This is a genomic window from Planktotalea frisia, assembly GCF_001890925.1.
Classification (GTDB): Bacteria; Pseudomonadota; Alphaproteobacteria; order Rhodobacterales; family Rhodobacteraceae; genus Planktotalea; species Planktotalea frisia.
In genome coordinates this window covers 1-15,342 of sequence record NZ_MLCB01000159.1, presented here as the reverse complement: position 1 = coordinate 15,342, position 15,342 = coordinate 1, and the positions used below count along the sequence as shown (strand labels likewise).

12 protein-coding genes are annotated in these 15,342 nt (G+C 59.5%); 7 read left to right on the top strand and 5 right to left on the bottom strand.

Going from position 1 to position 15,342, the window contains the following annotated elements; translation table 11 throughout:
* Positions 1-12 precede the first annotated feature (12 nt).
* The 5 genes from PFRI_RS13695 to PFRI_RS13675 are packed head-to-tail and all read right to left on the bottom strand — an operon-like array spanning position 13 to position 5,631.
* Positions 13-834: a type 1 glutamine amidotransferase domain-containing protein gene (locus PFRI_RS13695; protein WP_072631270.1), complete on the bottom strand. Its 822-nt coding sequence runs from the start codon at positions 832-834 to the stop codon at positions 13-15.
* A 57-nt stretch (positions 835-891) separates the two neighbouring features.
* Positions 892-2,646, bottom strand: coding sequence for an arylsulfatase (locus PFRI_RS13690; protein WP_084649696.1), 1,755 nt, complete (start codon positions 2,644-2,646; stop codon positions 892-894).
* Positions 2,647-2,650: 4 nt separating this feature from the next.
* Positions 2,651-3,391, bottom strand: a complete 741-nt coding sequence (locus PFRI_RS13685; protein ID WP_072631269.1) for an SDR family NAD(P)-dependent oxidoreductase — start codon at positions 3,389-3,391, stop codon at positions 2,651-2,653.
* A complete protein-coding gene (locus PFRI_RS13680) occupies positions 3,388-4,629 on the bottom strand; it encodes an acyl-CoA dehydrogenase family protein (RefSeq protein WP_072631268.1) in 1,242 nt (413 codons plus the stop codon). Before PFRI_RS13680 ends, PFRI_RS13685 begins: the two co-directional genes overlap by 4 nt.
* A gap of 3 nt (positions 4,630-4,632) precedes the next feature.
* Positions 4,633-5,631, bottom strand: coding sequence for a phosphotransferase family protein (locus tag PFRI_RS13675; protein WP_072631267.1), 999 nt, complete (start codon positions 5,629-5,631; stop codon positions 4,633-4,635).
* A gap of 144 nt (positions 5,632-5,775) precedes the next feature.
* Between PFRI_RS13675 and PFRI_RS13670 the strand changes: the two genes are divergently transcribed.
* The 7 genes from PFRI_RS13670 to PFRI_RS13640 all read left to right on the top strand — a co-directional run bounded on the left by PFRI_RS13670 (position 5,776) and on the right by PFRI_RS13640 (position 15,248).
* Positions 5,776-7,554 (top strand): acyl-CoA dehydrogenase C-terminal domain-containing protein, encoded by a 1,779-nt coding sequence (locus PFRI_RS13670; protein ID WP_072631266.1) that lies wholly within the window; start codon positions 5,776-5,778, stop codon positions 7,552-7,554.
* Positions 7,555-7,588: 34 nt separating this feature from the next.
* Positions 7,589-8,803, top strand: a complete 1,215-nt coding sequence (locus PFRI_RS13665; RefSeq protein WP_072631265.1) for an acetyl-CoA C-acetyltransferase — start codon at positions 7,589-7,591, stop codon at positions 8,801-8,803.
* A 12-nt stretch (positions 8,804-8,815) separates the two neighbouring features.
* Positions 8,816-11,023, top strand: a complete 2,208-nt coding sequence (locus PFRI_RS13660; RefSeq protein WP_072631264.1) for a 3-hydroxyacyl-CoA dehydrogenase NAD-binding domain-containing protein — start codon at positions 8,816-8,818, stop codon at positions 11,021-11,023.
* Positions 11,024-11,149: 126 nt separating this feature from the next.
* Entirely contained in the window at positions 11,150-13,078 is a 1,929-nt protein-coding gene (locus tag PFRI_RS13655) for an acyl-CoA synthetase (protein ID WP_072631341.1), read from the top strand.
* 19 nt (positions 13,079-13,097) lie between these two features.
* The gene (locus PFRI_RS13650; RefSeq protein WP_072631263.1) at positions 13,098-13,388 is read left to right on the top strand and encodes an SCP2 sterol-binding domain-containing protein; all 291 of its coding nucleotides are present in this window, start codon (positions 13,098-13,100) and stop codon (positions 13,386-13,388) included.
* 96 nt (positions 13,389-13,484) lie between these two features.
* On the top strand, positions 13,485-14,156 hold the full coding sequence (locus PFRI_RS13645; protein WP_084649695.1) for a crotonase/enoyl-CoA hydratase family protein: 672 nt from the start codon (positions 13,485-13,487) through the stop codon (positions 14,154-14,156).
* 48 nt (positions 14,157-14,204) lie between these two features.
* A complete protein-coding gene (locus PFRI_RS13640; protein WP_111445381.1) occupies positions 14,205-15,248 on the top strand; it encodes a YheT family hydrolase in 1,044 nt (347 codons plus the stop codon).
* The last annotated feature ends 94 nt before the right edge of the window (positions 15,249-15,342 follow it).

The following is a 15,342-nucleotide window of genomic DNA, read 5'->3' as shown; positions in this document are numbered from 1 at the left end:
AATTCTGTCATTTTACTTGGCCAGAATCTCCAGCATCCGATGGGCGGCTTCGGCGCCGCTGTTCTGGTTCTGGCCGGTGACAAGGTTGCCGTCCACGGTCACATGGGTGGCGAACATGTCGCGAAAGGCGGTGTTGGCCTCGAAATTAGCCTTGGCTGCCCGCAGTTCGGTTTCGGGGTGTTTTGGGGTCATCGAAATGCCCAATTGGTTGATCTGGTTATCGGTCACGCCGGTCACGGTGCGTCCTTCGAGCAGCGGCGTTCCGTCGGTGTCTTTTGCGTTCACCAGCCCCAGTGCCCCGTGACAGACCGATCCGATCACATCGCCATCGGCATTTGCCGCTGTTACCAGCGCGGCCAGGTCCTTGGATTGGGCAAAGTCATAAGCAGCACCCCAGCCGCCCGACAGGAAGATCGCGTCGTACTTGCTGATGTCGACATCGGCCACGGAGATCGAGTTCGTCAGTTTGGCCATCGCAACGGTGTCTTTCTTGAACCGGTAATCTGCGTCGGTTCCCATGGGCCAACTCATCGAGCGCGGCTCAACCGGGATCTCGCCGCCTTTGATCGAGGCGATGTCGACCTCCATACCGGCATCAAGGAAAGCGTAGTAGGGTACGCTCATTTCCGAGCCGAAGACGCCGGTCGCCTTACCGGTTTCTCCCAGCGTGTCATGGCTGGTGGTGATGACAAGGGCGCGCTTGCCGGCCAGATCAAACTCGGGGATGTCATAGTGGGGATGCAGGCCCATTGCGGACAGGGCGCGTGGCAGGCCGAAATAGACTACGATAGCGAGAATGGGAATAGCGATGAGGATGATTTTCAGCCAGAACATGGAAGGCCTCCTTAAGTTGGCAGTTCGTATGTCATATAGTGCAAAGGTAGGGGCCGATCAAGGGCGCAACCGGCGCCTGAACCAGCGGAAGGAAACGAACAGGAACGTGAGCGTGACCAGCCCGGCAACAAGCAGTCCAGGCCAGTGTTCGCGCGCCTTTTTGCGGACCACGTTTTTCCCAACCTGCTTGAACGGGTTATAGTCCGCAGACACCGGCACCACGCCAACCTCGTCGGCATAGCTGAGATATTCGTTCAGCATGTCCTGAAACAGCTCGGGGCGGGCGCTCGCAAGGTCCGTGGTCTCGCCCGGATCGGTCGCGAGGTCATACATATGCCATTTGCCATCACCCAGCGGTGTCGGAATCCGCGAGATTTTCCAGTTGCCACGATAGAGTGCCGCGTTGCCACTGACCTCGAAGCCAACCGCCTCGTCGTCGCCGTAAACCGCCGCGCGCGCGCCACTGAGCATTGGCAACAGGCTGCGGCCACGTATGTCGGGGGTCACAGGATCAAGGCCGGCAAAATCCAGCATGGTCGGCACCAGATCGGTGACATGGGCCCGGCCATCTATCACGTCGCTGTCAGGCAGGTTTGGACCGGAAATGACCAGCGGCACGCGCAACCCGCCCTCGGTCGCGGTGAATTTGAACAGTGCGAACGGCGCGGCGGAGACCGAGGCCCATTCCTCGCCGATAAAGGTCATGGTGTTACGCTCCCCCAAAGTCTCGAAGTCCCGGTTCCACCCGGTCTGCCGCATCCACCAGCGCTGCGCCACGCCTTCTGCGCCGGGTGCATTGCCGATCCCGATGGATTCCGGACCGTTGTCCGAGGTCACGATAACAAAAGTGTTGTCGAGCTTGCCCTGCGCCTCGAGATGCGCCAACAGGCGGCCCAAATGGTGATCGGCGGCTTCCAGCATGCCGGCATTGACCTGCATGGACCGCGCCCAATAGCTCTGGTCCGCGGGGCTCAGGTTCTCCCAGTCGCGCGACGAAGCGGGCAGGGGGGCCAATTCGGTGCCATCGGGCACCAGGCCCAGGTCGACAGCACGTTCCAGTCGCTGCTTACGCATCTCGTCCCAGCCTTCATCAAAACGCCCGTCATAGCGGTCGCGGTACTCGGGCGCGACCTGAATCGGGAAGTGGATCGCTTGGAAAGACAAGAAGCTGAAGAACGGTTTTTGCGGGTCGGCCTCGTCGAGATAATTGATCATCCGGTCGACGATGCCCTCTGAGGAATAGAACCCCTCAGGCAGGGTAATTGGTTTGCCATCCTCATACCAATTTGTGGTATCAGAAAGTGGCAGATAAGGCGTGTGATCGTAATTGCTGCCCCCGGTGGCGTCGATCACGAAAGAGCGGTTAAAGCCGAAACGGTGTGGCAGGTTCTGCCCGATATCGCCGATTCCCCACTTGCCCGAAATGAAGGTCTGGTACCCTTCTTCTTTCAGGCGTGAGGCGATGGTCGGCAAACCGTCTTCCCAACGCATCGAATAGCCCGGGTATTGGCGCATTTCCGGGCTGAGCGTTTCGGGGATCGAGCCCAGCCCGACCTCGTGATTGTCGCGTCCGGTCATCAGCATCGCCCGGCTCGGGCCGCATTGCGGCGACGTATAAAACCTAGAAAATATCGCGCCGCGATCCGCCAGCGCGTCGATATTGGGCGTGGAAGCATCACCACCATAGGCACCAAAATCCATGAAGCCTGCGTCGTCCAACAAAACCAGCAGGATGTTTGGACGGGCGGCGTCTTGTGCCATCGCAGGGATGGCCGTGGCGATTGCAAGAGCAGTAGCGAGCGCAAATTTCATCGGTTTACAATCCTTGTCCATCGTCCAGATGCAGAACCTGACCAGTCAGGAAACGCTGGTCGGGGTCACACAGATACAGGATGGCCTTGTCCAGATCCGCTGGTTCCCCCACCCGTCGGCGCGGGAATTGCGCGATGACGGCTTGCCCATTTGGGCTGTCGAAATAGGGCGCGTTCAGTTCGGTGCGGATGTATCCCGGCGCCAGCGCATTGACGTTGATGCCCTTGTTGATCCATTCCCGCGCCATCTGCTGGGTCAGTCGTGCAATCGCCGCCTTTGACGTGCCATAGACCGTGTGGCCCGGCATCGCGCGACTGTCGGAAAGTGAGCCGATGTTGACGATCCGGCCGCCTGTGTCGCGCGCGATCCAGCGTCGGGCCAGCTCGGTAGACAAGAAGTAGGGGCCCCGAAGATTGAGCCCCATAACGGCATCGAAATCCTCGGGCGTCATGTCGGTGGCGAATTTGCTGACCGAGGTGCCGGCGTTGTTGATCAGGCAGGTGATCGGTCCGGCCATCGCTTCGGCTTCGTCCAATGCGATGGCAAAGTTTTCCACATCCGAGACATCCATCGCGAGAGGATGCGCCACGCCGCCGGCTTCTGAGATGTCATTGTACAAGCTCTCCAGTCTGTCCTTGCGGCGGGCGGCTGCAATGACGGTATAGCCATTTGCCGCCAGTGTGCGGCAGAACTGGTCGCCCAATCCTGACGATGCCCCTGTTACGAGAACGTTCTTTGCGCTCATTTCCTGATCTCCCTGATATTGATCCCCAAACGCCCGGCGGCGCGTTTGAATTCGGATCGCGCCACCGCGCGGCGATGCACTTCGTCCGGGCCATCGGCCAGACGCAACGAGCGCTGGCCAGCCCACATCTGGGCCAGTGGCGTATCATCAGACACGCCCGCGCCGCCGAAGGACTGGATCGCGTCGTCGATCACCCGAAGCGCCATCGACGGCGCCGCGATCTTGATCATGGCGATCTCGTCCTTCGCCGCCTTGTTGCCAACCGTGCCCATCATCCAGGCCGCCTTCAGGCAGATGAGCCGGGTCATTTCTATATCAAGCCGTGCATTGGCGACGCGCTCTTCCCAGACCGAATGCATGCCGATGGCCTTGCCGAAAACCTCGCGGCTAAGCAGCCTTTCGGTCATCATTTCCAGCGCCCGTTCGGCGGCCCCGATCGAACGCATGCAGTGGTGAATGCGCCCTGGTCCCAATCGGCCCTGAGCAATCTCAAAGCCGCGGCCTTCACCCAGCAGGATGTTCGTGGCCGGGACGCGGACATCTTTCAGGGACACTTCCATATGTCCGTGCGGCGCGTCGTCATAGCCAAAGACAGGCAGGTGACGCTCGATCGTCACGCCGGGCGTATCGGCGGGAACAAGCACCATGCTTTGTTGTGCGTGAGCTGCGGCATCGAGGTCGGTCTTGCCCATAACGATAAAGATCGCGCAGCGCGGATCGCCCGCACCAGAAGACCACCACTTGCGTCCGTTGATCACGTATTCGTCACCGTCGCGTCGAATTTGGCATTCGATATTCGTGGCATCACTCGATGCGACCTGAGGCTCGGTCATCAAGAACGCCGAGCGAATCTTGCCATCCAGTAAAGGCCGCAGCCATTGGTCCTGCTGTTGTGGCGTGCCGTAAAGCGACAACGTTTCCATGTTGCCGCTGTCAGGGGCAGCGCAATTGAACACTTCCGGTGCGATATGGCAGCGGCCCGTGATTTCCGCCAAAGGAGCGTATTCAAGAACAGACAACCCTGCGCCGAAACGTTCATCGGTCAAGAACAGGTTCCAAAGCCCGGCCGAGCGGGCCTTTTCCTTGAGCTCTTCGATGATCGGCGGCACGGCCCATCTGTCACCAAGCTGGACGTGCTGGTCGTGGTAAACCTGTTCCGCCGGATAGACATTTTCTTCCATGAAGGCGGTCAGGCGTTGTGCGAAATCCTGTGCTTTTGCAGAAGGCGCAAAATCCATGGTCTATACTCCTGCAAATTCTTCGGCACGATCCAGCAGGGCCAGCGCCGCATCAAGGAATGGGCCGTCCTTGTCTGCACCGCTGGCCATACGCACGTGCACCTGCAATGCGATGACGGCGAGACGGAAGAGGCCCATCGACTGATAGAAATTCATGTTTGCGGGGCGGTCGAATCCTCTCGCTGTGCTATAGGCATCGATGATCTCGTCGCGGGTCATCATGCCGGGCAGATTCGTCGGGCCGCGCTTAAAGCTCTGCAATGCATGCGGATCGCCGGCCTCGACCCAATAGGCCAGCGCATTGCCCAGATCCATGAACGCATCTCCGAGGCCCGAGAGTTCCCAGTCGAGCACTCCAATGATCCGGGTCAGATCGTCCCGGTCCAGCACCATATTGTCGAACTTGTAGTCATTATGCAGAATTGAGGCGCGGTCCGGATCAAGCGGGATGTTTGCCAGCAGCCACTCACGCAAGGCGCTGCGCGGGTTTTCTAGCCCGATTTTTTCGTAGCGCCGGGACCATCCGGCCACCTGTCGTGCAACAAAACCCTGCGGGTCGCCAAACGCTGCCTGCACGGCGTCGGTAAGGCCGGCCTCGTGCAGCCGGGCCAAGCCATCCACGAAGTTTTCGCACAGGGTGCGGGCCTGTTCGGGGCTTACCTCGAATAGGCTGCCCGGGGGCAGGGTGCGCCCGTCGATTTGGGCCATGATCATGAACTGATCGCCGGTGGCGGAGGGGTCTTCGCTGTAACCGACAATAGCGGGCGCTTCAGGGAACAGCGGATGCACCGCTTCGAGTACACGGGCCTCGCGGATCATGTTATGGGCATTCCCCGACCGCTGCCCGGGCGGTGGCGTGCGCATGACCAGCCGCGCGCCCGCATCCAGCGTCAGAAGGTATGTCAGGTTCGACACACCACCAGACAGGGGAGCGACCGCTGAAACCGTCTCGCTGCTGTCTGTTGCCAGCCTCAGAGCCTTGGTGGCCGTTTCTGCATCCATTGGCGGTTTGCTCTTCTACTATCGGCATTGAAACTGCCGCTGCGTCATTCGACCGTCAGCATATTGAGCCTTGCCATGTATCTCAAGAACTATTTACATATGATATGACAAAACATTGAGAATCGTCATGGAGGAATGGCAAGAATGCCGACTTACACAGCGCCGCTCAGGGATATTGATTTCGTTCTGCACGAGGTTCTCAAAGTCTCGCAGGCAGACATTCCGGGCTACGAAGACCTGACCCCCGACCTGACGGGTCCGGTCCTCGAAGAGGCCGGCAAGATCGCTTCGAACGTGCTGGCTCCCTTGAACCGAGTGGGCGATCAGGAGGGCACCAGCCTTGTGGACGGCAAGGTGCAGGTGCCAAACGGTTTTCCCGAAGCAATCAATGTTTTGCGCGAAGGCGGGTGGACATCGCTTGATCTTGATGTGGACTATGGCGGGCAAGGCTTGCCCAAATTGATGCACATGGCGGCGGGCGAATGCTTTTCCTCGGCGAGCCACGCGATGGTGATGTATGGCGGGCTGACGCACGGTGCCTGGAACACCATCTTTGCGCATGGGACAGAGACGCAAAAGCAGACCTATCTGCCCAAGATGGCGAACCTTGAGTGGTTCGGCACCATGAACCTGACCGAGTCCAATTGCGGTACCGATCTGGGGCTGATGCGGACCAGCGCTGAGCCGCAGGACGATGGCAGCTACAAGCTTACCGGCACCAAGATCTTCATCTCGGCAGGTGATCACGAGATGGGCGACAACATCATCCACCTTGTGCTGGCGAAAATTCCCGGCGGCCCCGAGGGGATCAAGGGTGTGTCCCTGTTCATCGTGCCCAAATACCTGGTGAATGACGATGGCAGCCTTGGTGAGCGCAACGCCGTGCGCGCAGGCCGGTTGGAAACCAAGATGGGCATCCACGGCAATGCCACTTGTGAAATGAACTTTGAAGGCGCCACCGGCTATCTTCTGGGCCAACCCAACAAGGGTATGAGTGCGATGTTCACATTGGTAAACGAGGCGCGGATTGGCACCGGCGCACAGGGGTATTGCATCGCCGAGGCGGCGTATCAGAATGCGGTGGCCTATGCCCGCGAACGTCTGCAGATGCGGGCCGTTACCGGGCCCGCGAACCCCGATGGACCGGCCGACCCGATCATCGTGCACCCCGATATCCGGCGCACCCTGATGGATCAGCGCAGCTTCATCGAAGGAGCCCGGGTCTTTGCCTATTGGTGCACCATGCAGGCCGATCGGATGTCGCGCACCGATGATGCAGATGCGCAAGGTCTGCTGTCGCTTGTGACGCCCGTGTTCAAGGCCTTTTCTAGCGACAAGGGATATGAGGCCGCCACCGATGCACAGCAGGTTCTGGGCGGGCATGGATACATCGAAGAATGGGGCATGTCACAGTTCGTGCGGGATGTGCGGATCGCAAAGATGTACGAAGGTGCAAACGGCGTGCAGGCACTGGACCTCGTCGCTCGCAAACTTGGTGCTGATGGCGGCAAGCACACCATGGCCTATGGCATTATGATCAAGGAGCTGGCTGACCGTCTGATCCAGAATGAAGCTCTGACCGACATGGTGGGTAAACCGCTTATGGCAGCACTGGGAGATTTCCAAAGCGCTGCCCAATACATGATGCAAAACGGCATGAAAGACCCGAACGCCGCGTTGGCCGGGTCGACAGATTTCCTGCATCTGATGGGCCATCTGACCATGGGCTACATGCTGGCGCAAAGCGCTGAGGCTGCGCAATCTGCGCTGGATGCCGGGACCGCTGATGCGGGTTTCTACACCCAGAAGCTTTTGACCGTTCGTCACTATTTCAACCGACATCTGCCGATGACTCGGATGCATCTCAAACGCATTCAGGCCGGGCCGGAAACGGTGATGGCGCCGGATGCCGCAGCTTTCTGAGCTGGCACGAAAGATTTCAAGAAAGGGACCACGAATGACCCAAGACGCCTATATCTATGACGCAATCCGCAGCCCGCGCGGCAAGGGGCGCAAAGATGGTAGCCTGCACCAGGTGACGGCGCTGCACCTGTCCTCTGAGATGTTGAACACGATCAAGGAACGCAACGATCTTGATCCCACCCAGGTCGAGGATGTGATCTGGGGCAATGTCACGCAGGTGGGCGAACAGGGCGCCTGCCTAGCGCGCAGCGCGGTGTTGAATTCGGATCTGGGTGAACAGCTCCCCGGCATTTCGATCAACCGCTTCTGCGCTTCGGGGCTTGAGGCGGTGAATCTGGGCGCGGCGCAGGTCAAGGCCGGGGTCGGGTCTGCCTATATCTCGGGCGGGGTCGAAATGATGGGCCGGGTGCCGATGGGTTCGGACGGCGGCGCGATTGCCGCCGACCCGACCCTGGCGATGAAAAGCTATTTCGTGCCACAGGGCATTTCCGCCGACATCATCGCCACAGAATACGGATTTACCCGTGACGAATGCGACGCCTACGCAGTGGAAAGCCAGCGCCGCGCGGCTCAAGCCTGGGACGAGAACCGTTTTAAGCGCTCCGTCGCGCCGGTGAAGGACCGCAACGGGCTGACCATTCTCGATCACGATGAATATCTGCGCCGGGGCACCGACATGCAGTCGCTGGGCGCGTTGAAACCTGCCTTCAAGGAGCAGGGCGAGGTGATGCCGGGCTTCGATGCCGTGGCCTTGCTGAAATACCCGCATCTGGAGCGGATCAACCACGTGCACCATGCGGGCAATTCGTCGGGTATCGTCGACGGTTCGGCGGCGGTGCTGATCGGCTCGAAGGAGTTCGGCGAGCGCAATGGTTTGACCCCGCGCGCGCGGATCAAATCCATGGCCAAGATCGGCACCGATCCGACCATCAACCTGACCGGTCCGGTGCCGGTGACCGAAAAGATCCTGCGCGAGAGCGCCATGGAGATCGGGGACATCGACCTCTTCGAGGTGAACGAGGCCTTCGCCGCCGTGGTGCTGCGCTTCATGCAAGCGTTTGATGTGGATCACGAAAAGGTCAACGTGAATGGCGGCGCCATCGCCATGGGCCACCCGCTTGGGGCGACCGGCGCCATGCTGATCTCGCATCTGTTGGACGAGATGGAGCGGGCCGACAAGGAAACGGGTCTGGCAACGCTTTGCGTGGCTGCGGGCATGGGCTCGGCCACCATTCTGGAACGCGTGTAAGGGATTGGAAGAATGGCTGAATTTCATTTGAACGTAGACGAAGACGGCATCGCCACCATCACCTGGAACGTGCCCGAGAAGGCAATGAACGTGATGTCGTCGCAAGGGCTTGCCGAGCTGGACGCGCATATCGACACGGTGCTGGGTGACGACAATATCAAGGGCGCGGTGATCACCTCGGCCAAGCCCGATTTTGCCGGGGGCATGGATCTGAAGGAACTGGGCGCGGCGCGGGTCAGCGCACGGGACAACCCCGCGCAGGCGATTTTCGACAATGTGATGCATGGCCACCGCATCCTGCGCAAGATCGAGCGCGGCGGTATGGACCCGAAAACCCTGAAAGGCGGCAAGCCCATCGCCGCCGCCTTGCCCGGCACAGCCGCCGGGATCGGTATCGAAGTGGCGCTGGCCTGTCACCGGGTCTTTGCGTCGGATCGCCCGGGGCCGCAATTCGGCCTGCCCGAGATCCTTGTGGGCATTTTCCCCGGTGGTGGTGGCACCGTTCGGATGCTGCATAAGGTCGGCATGGTGAATGCCATGCAACTGCTGAGCCAGGGCAAGATGCTGTCTGCCGACAAGGCGGCAAAAGCGGGCTATCTTGATGAGGTAGTGCCTGCCGATGATCTGATTTCGCGCGCCAAGGACTGGGTGCGGGGTGCGAGCGATGCCGATATCGTCAAGCCTTGGGACAAAAAGGGATTCAAGCTGCCCGGCGGACATGCCTATCATCCTGCCGGGATGATGAACTATGTCGGCGCCGCGGCCATGCTGCACGGCCAGACCAAGGGCGCCTACCCGGCTCCCAAGGCGTTGCTGGCGGTGATGTACGAGGCCTCGCTGGTGCCGTTTGACGCAGCACTTGAGATTGAGGCGCGCTGGATGACCTCGGTCATGATGGATCCGTCCTCGGCAGCGATGATCAAATCGCTGTTCATTAACAAACAGGCGCTGGAAAAAGGCGCGAACCGCCCCGCTGGCGTGCCGGATATGCGGGTGCAAAAGCTGGGCGTTCTGGGCGCAGGCCTGATGGGCGCGGGGATTGCCCATGTTTCGGCCAAGGCGGGGATCGAAGTGGTTTTGATCGACCAAAGCCAGGAGGCCGTCGACAAGGGCAAGGCCTATTCCGAGGCGATTCTGGACAAGGCTGTCGCCCGTGGGCGCAGCACGGATGAAAAGAAGGCCGCAGTGTTGGACCGGATCACCGCAACCGCTGACTACGCCGCGCTCAAGGGCTGCGATCTGGTGGTCGAAGCCGTGTTCGAAGATGTCGGCGTGAAGGCAGATGTGACCAAACTGGCCGAAGCGCAGCTGGGAGAGGGTGTGATATTGGCCACCAACACCTCGACCCTGCCGATCACCGATCTTGCCAAGGCGAGCCGCGATGCAGGCCGCTTCATTGGCATCCATTTCTTTTCGCCCGTCGAAAAGATGGCGCTGGTCGAGATCATCAAGGGCGGCGACACCGGGAACGAGGCAGTGGCCAAGGCGCTCGATTTCGTGCGCCAGATCCGTAAGACGCCCATCGTGGTGAACGACGCGCGTTTCTTTTACGCCAACCGCTGCATCGTGCCCTACATGAACGAAGGGCTGCGGATGCTGCGCGAAGGGGTGAACCCGGTGCTGATCGAAAACGCGGCGAAGCAGATGGGCATGCCGCTGGGGCCGCTGCAATTGGGCGATGAGACCGCGATTGATCTGGCGTATCGGATCGGCAAGGCCACGCAGGCAGCGATGGCGGATGCCTATCAGCCCACGGGCACAGAAGAGGTGGTCGAATACCTTTATGAGGCCGGGCGTTATGGCAAGAAGACCAATGCTGGCTACTACGACTATGACGAGGCCGGCAAACGGCAGGGCATCTGGCGCGGGTTGTCGGAGAAATTCCCGCGGGCGGAAGATCAGCCCGATGTGCAGGAGGTGATCAACCGCCTTGCGTTGAGCCAGAGTTTCGAGGCGGTGCGCGCGTTGGAAGATGACGTGCTTCTGGACATTCGCGAGGGCGATGTCGGTGCCATACTGGGCTGGGGCTTCATGCCCTGGTCGGGCGGGCCATTCTCGTATCTCGATATCCTTGGCGCGGGCGAAGCAGTGCGTTTGGGCGAAGAGCTGGCCACGAAACACGGGGCAACGTTCGAGCCGCCCAAGCTGCTGCGCGATATCGCGGCAGCGGGGGACGGGTTCTACGCGCGTTTCGGTTCACAATCGAAGGCGGCGGCCTGAGCTTGAAGCAGTGAAACCACGCCGGGGTTCGGCGATCGGAGAGAAAACTGTTGGCATAGGTCGCGCCATTTCTTGTTCTGGCGGGAAATGGCGCAGCTTATGACAAAAGTGCCTGGGGAGGACAAAATGAGACAACAATTCGAAACCGCGGCCGAGATTTTGGCCGACTACCAACGGATGGAAAACGAAAGTACGCTCGAGGACCGGTTTCCAGCGAACTCGGTCTATGGGCTCTTGAAGCTTACGGCCGAGAAGCACCCTGACCGGCCGGCAAGTTCGTTTCAGATGTTCTCGGAACCGGGCAGCAAGGCGCAGACGCTGAGCTGGCGCGAAATGCTTGCAAAGGTGACGCAGGCCGCGAACCTGTTTCGCTCGCTTGGTGTGGGCGAGGATGACGCGGTCGCCTATCTGTTGCCAGGCCTCAACGAAGCGGTGATCACCGTGACAGGCGCCATGACCGCCGGCAAGGCCAACCCGATCAACCCGCTGCTGGAGCCCGAGATCATTGCCGCGATCCTGCGCGAAAGCGGCGCCAAGGTTCTGGTCACGATCAAGAGCTTCCCCAAGGTCGATCTGGCAGAAAAGGCGGCGCTGGCGGCGGCGCTGGCGCCCAATGTCGAAACCATCGTAGAGATCGACATGCTGCCGCATCTGAGCGGGTTGAAAAAGCTGATCGTACCGATGATCCGCCCCAAGATGACGGTGCCGCGCAAGGCGCGGGTGCTGGATTTCCACAAGGCATTGGCCGAACAGCCCATGGACCGGCTGACATTCGAGGAAACGGGCGAAGATCGGATCTGCGGGATGTTCCACACAGGCGGAACCACTGGAACGCCGAAACTGGCACAGCACCGCATGTCAGGTGCTATGTTCAATGCATGGGCCAATGCTGAAAACTTGTTCACGCCTGATGACGTGGTGCTGTGCCCGCTGCCGCTCTTTCATGTCATGGCGGTCTATCCGATCTGGATGGGCGCGATCATGTCCGGCGCGCATATGGTGCAGACAACGCCCGCGGGGTATCGTGGCGATGGCGTGTGGGAAAATTTCTGGAAACTGATCGAGCACTGGAAAATCTCGATCATCGTGACGGTGCCCACGGCGGCGGCGATGCTGCTCAATTACCCCGTGAATGCCGATGTTTCCTCGCTGCGATATGCTTGCAGCGGTTCCTCGCCATTTCCGAAAAAGTTGTTTGAGGAGTTCGAACAAAAGCTGGGCGTGTCGATCCTTGAAGGCTATGGCATGACCGAGGCGACCTGTCTCGTCACCTCGAACCCACCCAATGGTCCGCGCAAGGTGGGATCGGTTGGCATTCCGACACCTTATTCCGGGGCGCGTATTTTCGAATGCGACGATGATGGGAACATCGAAAAGCACTGTGGACCGAATGAAATCGGCGAGATCTGCATTTATGGGCCGGGCGTCGTTGAGGGGCACACCTATACCGACGATAGCCGGAACAAGGGGCTTTATGCGGTTGAGAACGGCAAAACCTATCTGCGGACCGGCGACCTGGGCTATCTCGACGAGGATGACTATCTGTGGATCACCGGGCGTAAGAAGGATCTCATTATCCGCGGCGGCCACAATATCGACCCAGCCGAAATCGAAGAAGCTTTGGTGCATCATCCCGATGTGACGTTTGTCGGTGCCATAGGCGAGCCCGACGCCGTGGCGGGCGAATTGCCTGTGGCCTATGTCGAGTTGGCCCCTGGTGGCACGGCATCCGAGGCCGAGATCATGGATTTCGCCCGGAAGCATGTGCCGGAAAAGGGCGCTGTGCCGAAACGTATCATCATCCTGCCCGAGCTGCCCAAGACTGCGGTGGGCAAGGTTTTCAAGCCCGATCTGCGCAAGCAGTCGATTAACCATGTGTTCGACCATGCGCTGGCCGATGCAGGGTTGGGTCTAAAAGTGGCGCAGGTCATTGATGTCAAGAACAAAGGCATGACCGCCTATCTGTCGGGCGTCCGCGATGGGGTGTCGGACGCGCAGGTCAATGATGTTCTGGGTGATTTCATCCCGCATTGGGATTGGGAAACGACCAACTAACTCTGAAAGGAAACATACCATGAGCGATATGATTGCAGCAGCTGTCGAGGCTTTGGATGCCAAAGCAAAGGCCTCCGGCCTGAGTGAAACCGTGAAATTCAGCATCGAAGGTGAAGGCGCCGTGGTGATTGATGGAACCGGTGCGCGGGCCTCGGATGAAGAGGCCGACCTGACGGTGACGGCAGACGCCGAAACCTTTCAGGGCATCATGGATGGCTCGCTCGATTCCACCTCGGCATTCATGACGGGTAAAATTACCATCGATGGTGACATGGGTCTGGCGATGAAGCTGGGCAGTATCCTGGGGTAGTTCCGGCCGTCGTGAACACCTTGCAACCGGAATTTGCGACCGTGCGTCCAGGCCGGACTGGATCCGACCGTAAACCAGAACAAAGATGTGTGAATTATGATTTCTTATAGTCTCGAAGGCGGCATTGCCATATTGGCCATCGACGATGGCAAGCGCAACGTCGTTGGCCCTGCCTTCGTTGCGGCAATGAACAATTGTCTGGACCGGGCCGACGCCGACAAGGCCAAGGCCATCGTTCTGGAAGGGCGCGCAGGCACGTTTTCGGCAGGGTTCGATCTGAAAGAGTTCCAGAAAGGGCCCGAGGCGACATTTTCGCTTGTGCGCAGCGGGTTCGAAATGCTTCTGAGGCTGTTTGAATTTCCCCGACCTGTTGTCACCGCCTGTTCGGGCCATGGTATTGGCATGGGTGCGTTTTTGCTGATGGTCAGCGATTTCCGAATCTGTGCGGCGGGGGAGTTCAAGTTTAGCTTGCCCGAGAGCCGGCTTGGCATGGACTTGGGGCCGTTTCTGATTGCTTTGGCGCAATCGAGGATCACGCCAGGCTACATGACGCGGGTGGCGATCCTGTCGGAAGAACTCGACCCGGATATGGCGTGCAAGGCAGGCATTCTCGACGAAGTGCTGCCGCAGGAGGAGGTCCGCGCAAGGGCGCTTGAGGTGGCACGGGGGCTTGCCACGATGCCTGCAGTGTTCGGCAAGAACAAGATAGCGGTCCGGGCCACGCCCACGCAGCAAATGCGAGATTTCCTTGCGAGTTTCGATATCTAATGGCTACGCGGTTGAGGTTGGGCAAACAACAGGCCGCGCGTGACAAAAATGATCAAGAACGTAAATTTCAATTCCTCGCAGGACGGCCCTTTGATGTTTGACGAGGCATGGCTGGAGGATCTCCGCATCCAGACCCTTCACTGCCGTGAACGTGCGCCCTGGCTGGGCGGTGATTTGCAAACCGTGGCGCACCGTATCACTTATCGCGACCGGCCCATTCCGGGCATCGAGACGCCGATGCAATTCCCACTGCGCGATGGCTCGGGGGATATCATGACGGGCACCCTGCACGATCCTGGCAAAGGCGGTCCGCTGGTGATCCTGCTGCATGGTGTCGCCGGTTGTGAAGATAGCATCTACATCAAGGAAAGCGCGCGGCATCTGGTAGAGCAGGGCAGGCGGGTTCTGCGGCTGAACCACCGCGGGGCGGGGTCGTCTTTGGCAAGCTGCTCGGTCACTTATCAGTGCGCTGGCACCGCCGAGATCATCGACGTTCTCGATACCCTGCCCGATGGGCTGACCGGACAGGGCATCTTCCTGTGCGGGTTTTCAATGGGCGGTACAATCCTTCTGAATATGTTGGCCGAGCTTGGGCGTGATCTGCGGATTTGCGGCGCCATGACGGTATCGGCCCCGCTGGACCTGATCGCCTCGTCCTCCCGGATGAATCGGCGCCGTAACCTGATTTATCAAAAGGCATTGCTTGGCACGCTGATGGGATTAGAACGAAAACTGCGCGCGTCTGGCAGGCTGCTCGATGAAAACCCGCTGCCGCGCCCCCGTTCATTGCTTGAATACGATGAGCTTTTCACCGCCCCCCGTCACGGGTACGCAAATGCTGCGGACTATTACCGGCGGGCTTCCCCGTTCCCGAGGTTACAACACGTCAAGGTTCCGGTTGTGATGCTTCACGCCGAAAACGATCCCTGGATCACCAGCGATCCTTACCGCCGTCTTGACGAATTTGGCCGCTCGAATTTTCGCGTACTCCTGACCCCATATGGAGGCCATGTGGGGTTTCATTTCCGTGGACGGCCACGCCCGTTCTTCCTGGATGTCCTGACCCATACGTTGGGCGAAATTGGCGGGTGAACTTACCCTCGATACATTGGTTTTTTTTATAAGTATACCGCTGCTACCCCAAAACCCGAATTTTTTCATGGGTTATGACGCGGAAATTGTCTGA

Excerpts from the sequence above, each read along its gene's own strand:
- PFRI_RS13695 (WP_072631270.1), bottom strand. The coding sequence starts at position 834 with ATGTTCTGGCTGAAAATCATCCTCATCGCTATTCCCATTCTCGCTATC.
- PFRI_RS13690 (WP_084649696.1), bottom strand. The coding sequence starts at position 2,646 with ATGAAATTTGCGCTCGCTACTGCTCTTGCAATCGCCACGGCCATCCCT.
- PFRI_RS13685 (WP_072631269.1), bottom strand. The coding sequence starts at position 3,391 with ATGAGCGCAAAGAACGTTCTCGTAACAGGGGCATCGTCAGGATTGGGC.
- PFRI_RS13680 (WP_072631268.1), bottom strand. The coding sequence starts at position 4,629 with ATGGATTTTGCGCCTTCTGCAAAAGCACAGGATTTCGCACAACGCCTG.
- PFRI_RS13675 (WP_072631267.1), bottom strand. The coding sequence starts at position 5,631 with ATGGATGCAGAAACGGCCACCAAGGCTCTGAGGCTGGCAACAGACAGC.
- PFRI_RS13670 (WP_072631266.1), top strand. The coding sequence starts at position 5,776 with ATGCCGACTTACACAGCGCCGCTCAGGGATATTGATTTCGTTCTGCAC.
- PFRI_RS13665 (WP_072631265.1), top strand. The coding sequence starts at position 7,589 with ATGACCCAAGACGCCTATATCTATGACGCAATCCGCAGCCCGCGCGGC.
- PFRI_RS13660 (WP_072631264.1), top strand. The coding sequence starts at position 8,816 with ATGGCTGAATTTCATTTGAACGTAGACGAAGACGGCATCGCCACCATC.
- PFRI_RS13655 (WP_072631341.1), top strand. The coding sequence starts at position 11,150 with ATGAGACAACAATTCGAAACCGCGGCCGAGATTTTGGCCGACTACCAA.
- PFRI_RS13650 (WP_072631263.1), top strand. The coding sequence starts at position 13,098 with ATGAGCGATATGATTGCAGCAGCTGTCGAGGCTTTGGATGCCAAAGCA.
- PFRI_RS13645 (WP_084649695.1), top strand. The coding sequence starts at position 13,485 with ATGATTTCTTATAGTCTCGAAGGCGGCATTGCCATATTGGCCATCGAC.
- PFRI_RS13640 (WP_111445381.1), top strand. The coding sequence starts at position 14,205 with ATGATCAAGAACGTAAATTTCAATTCCTCGCAGGACGGCCCTTTGATG.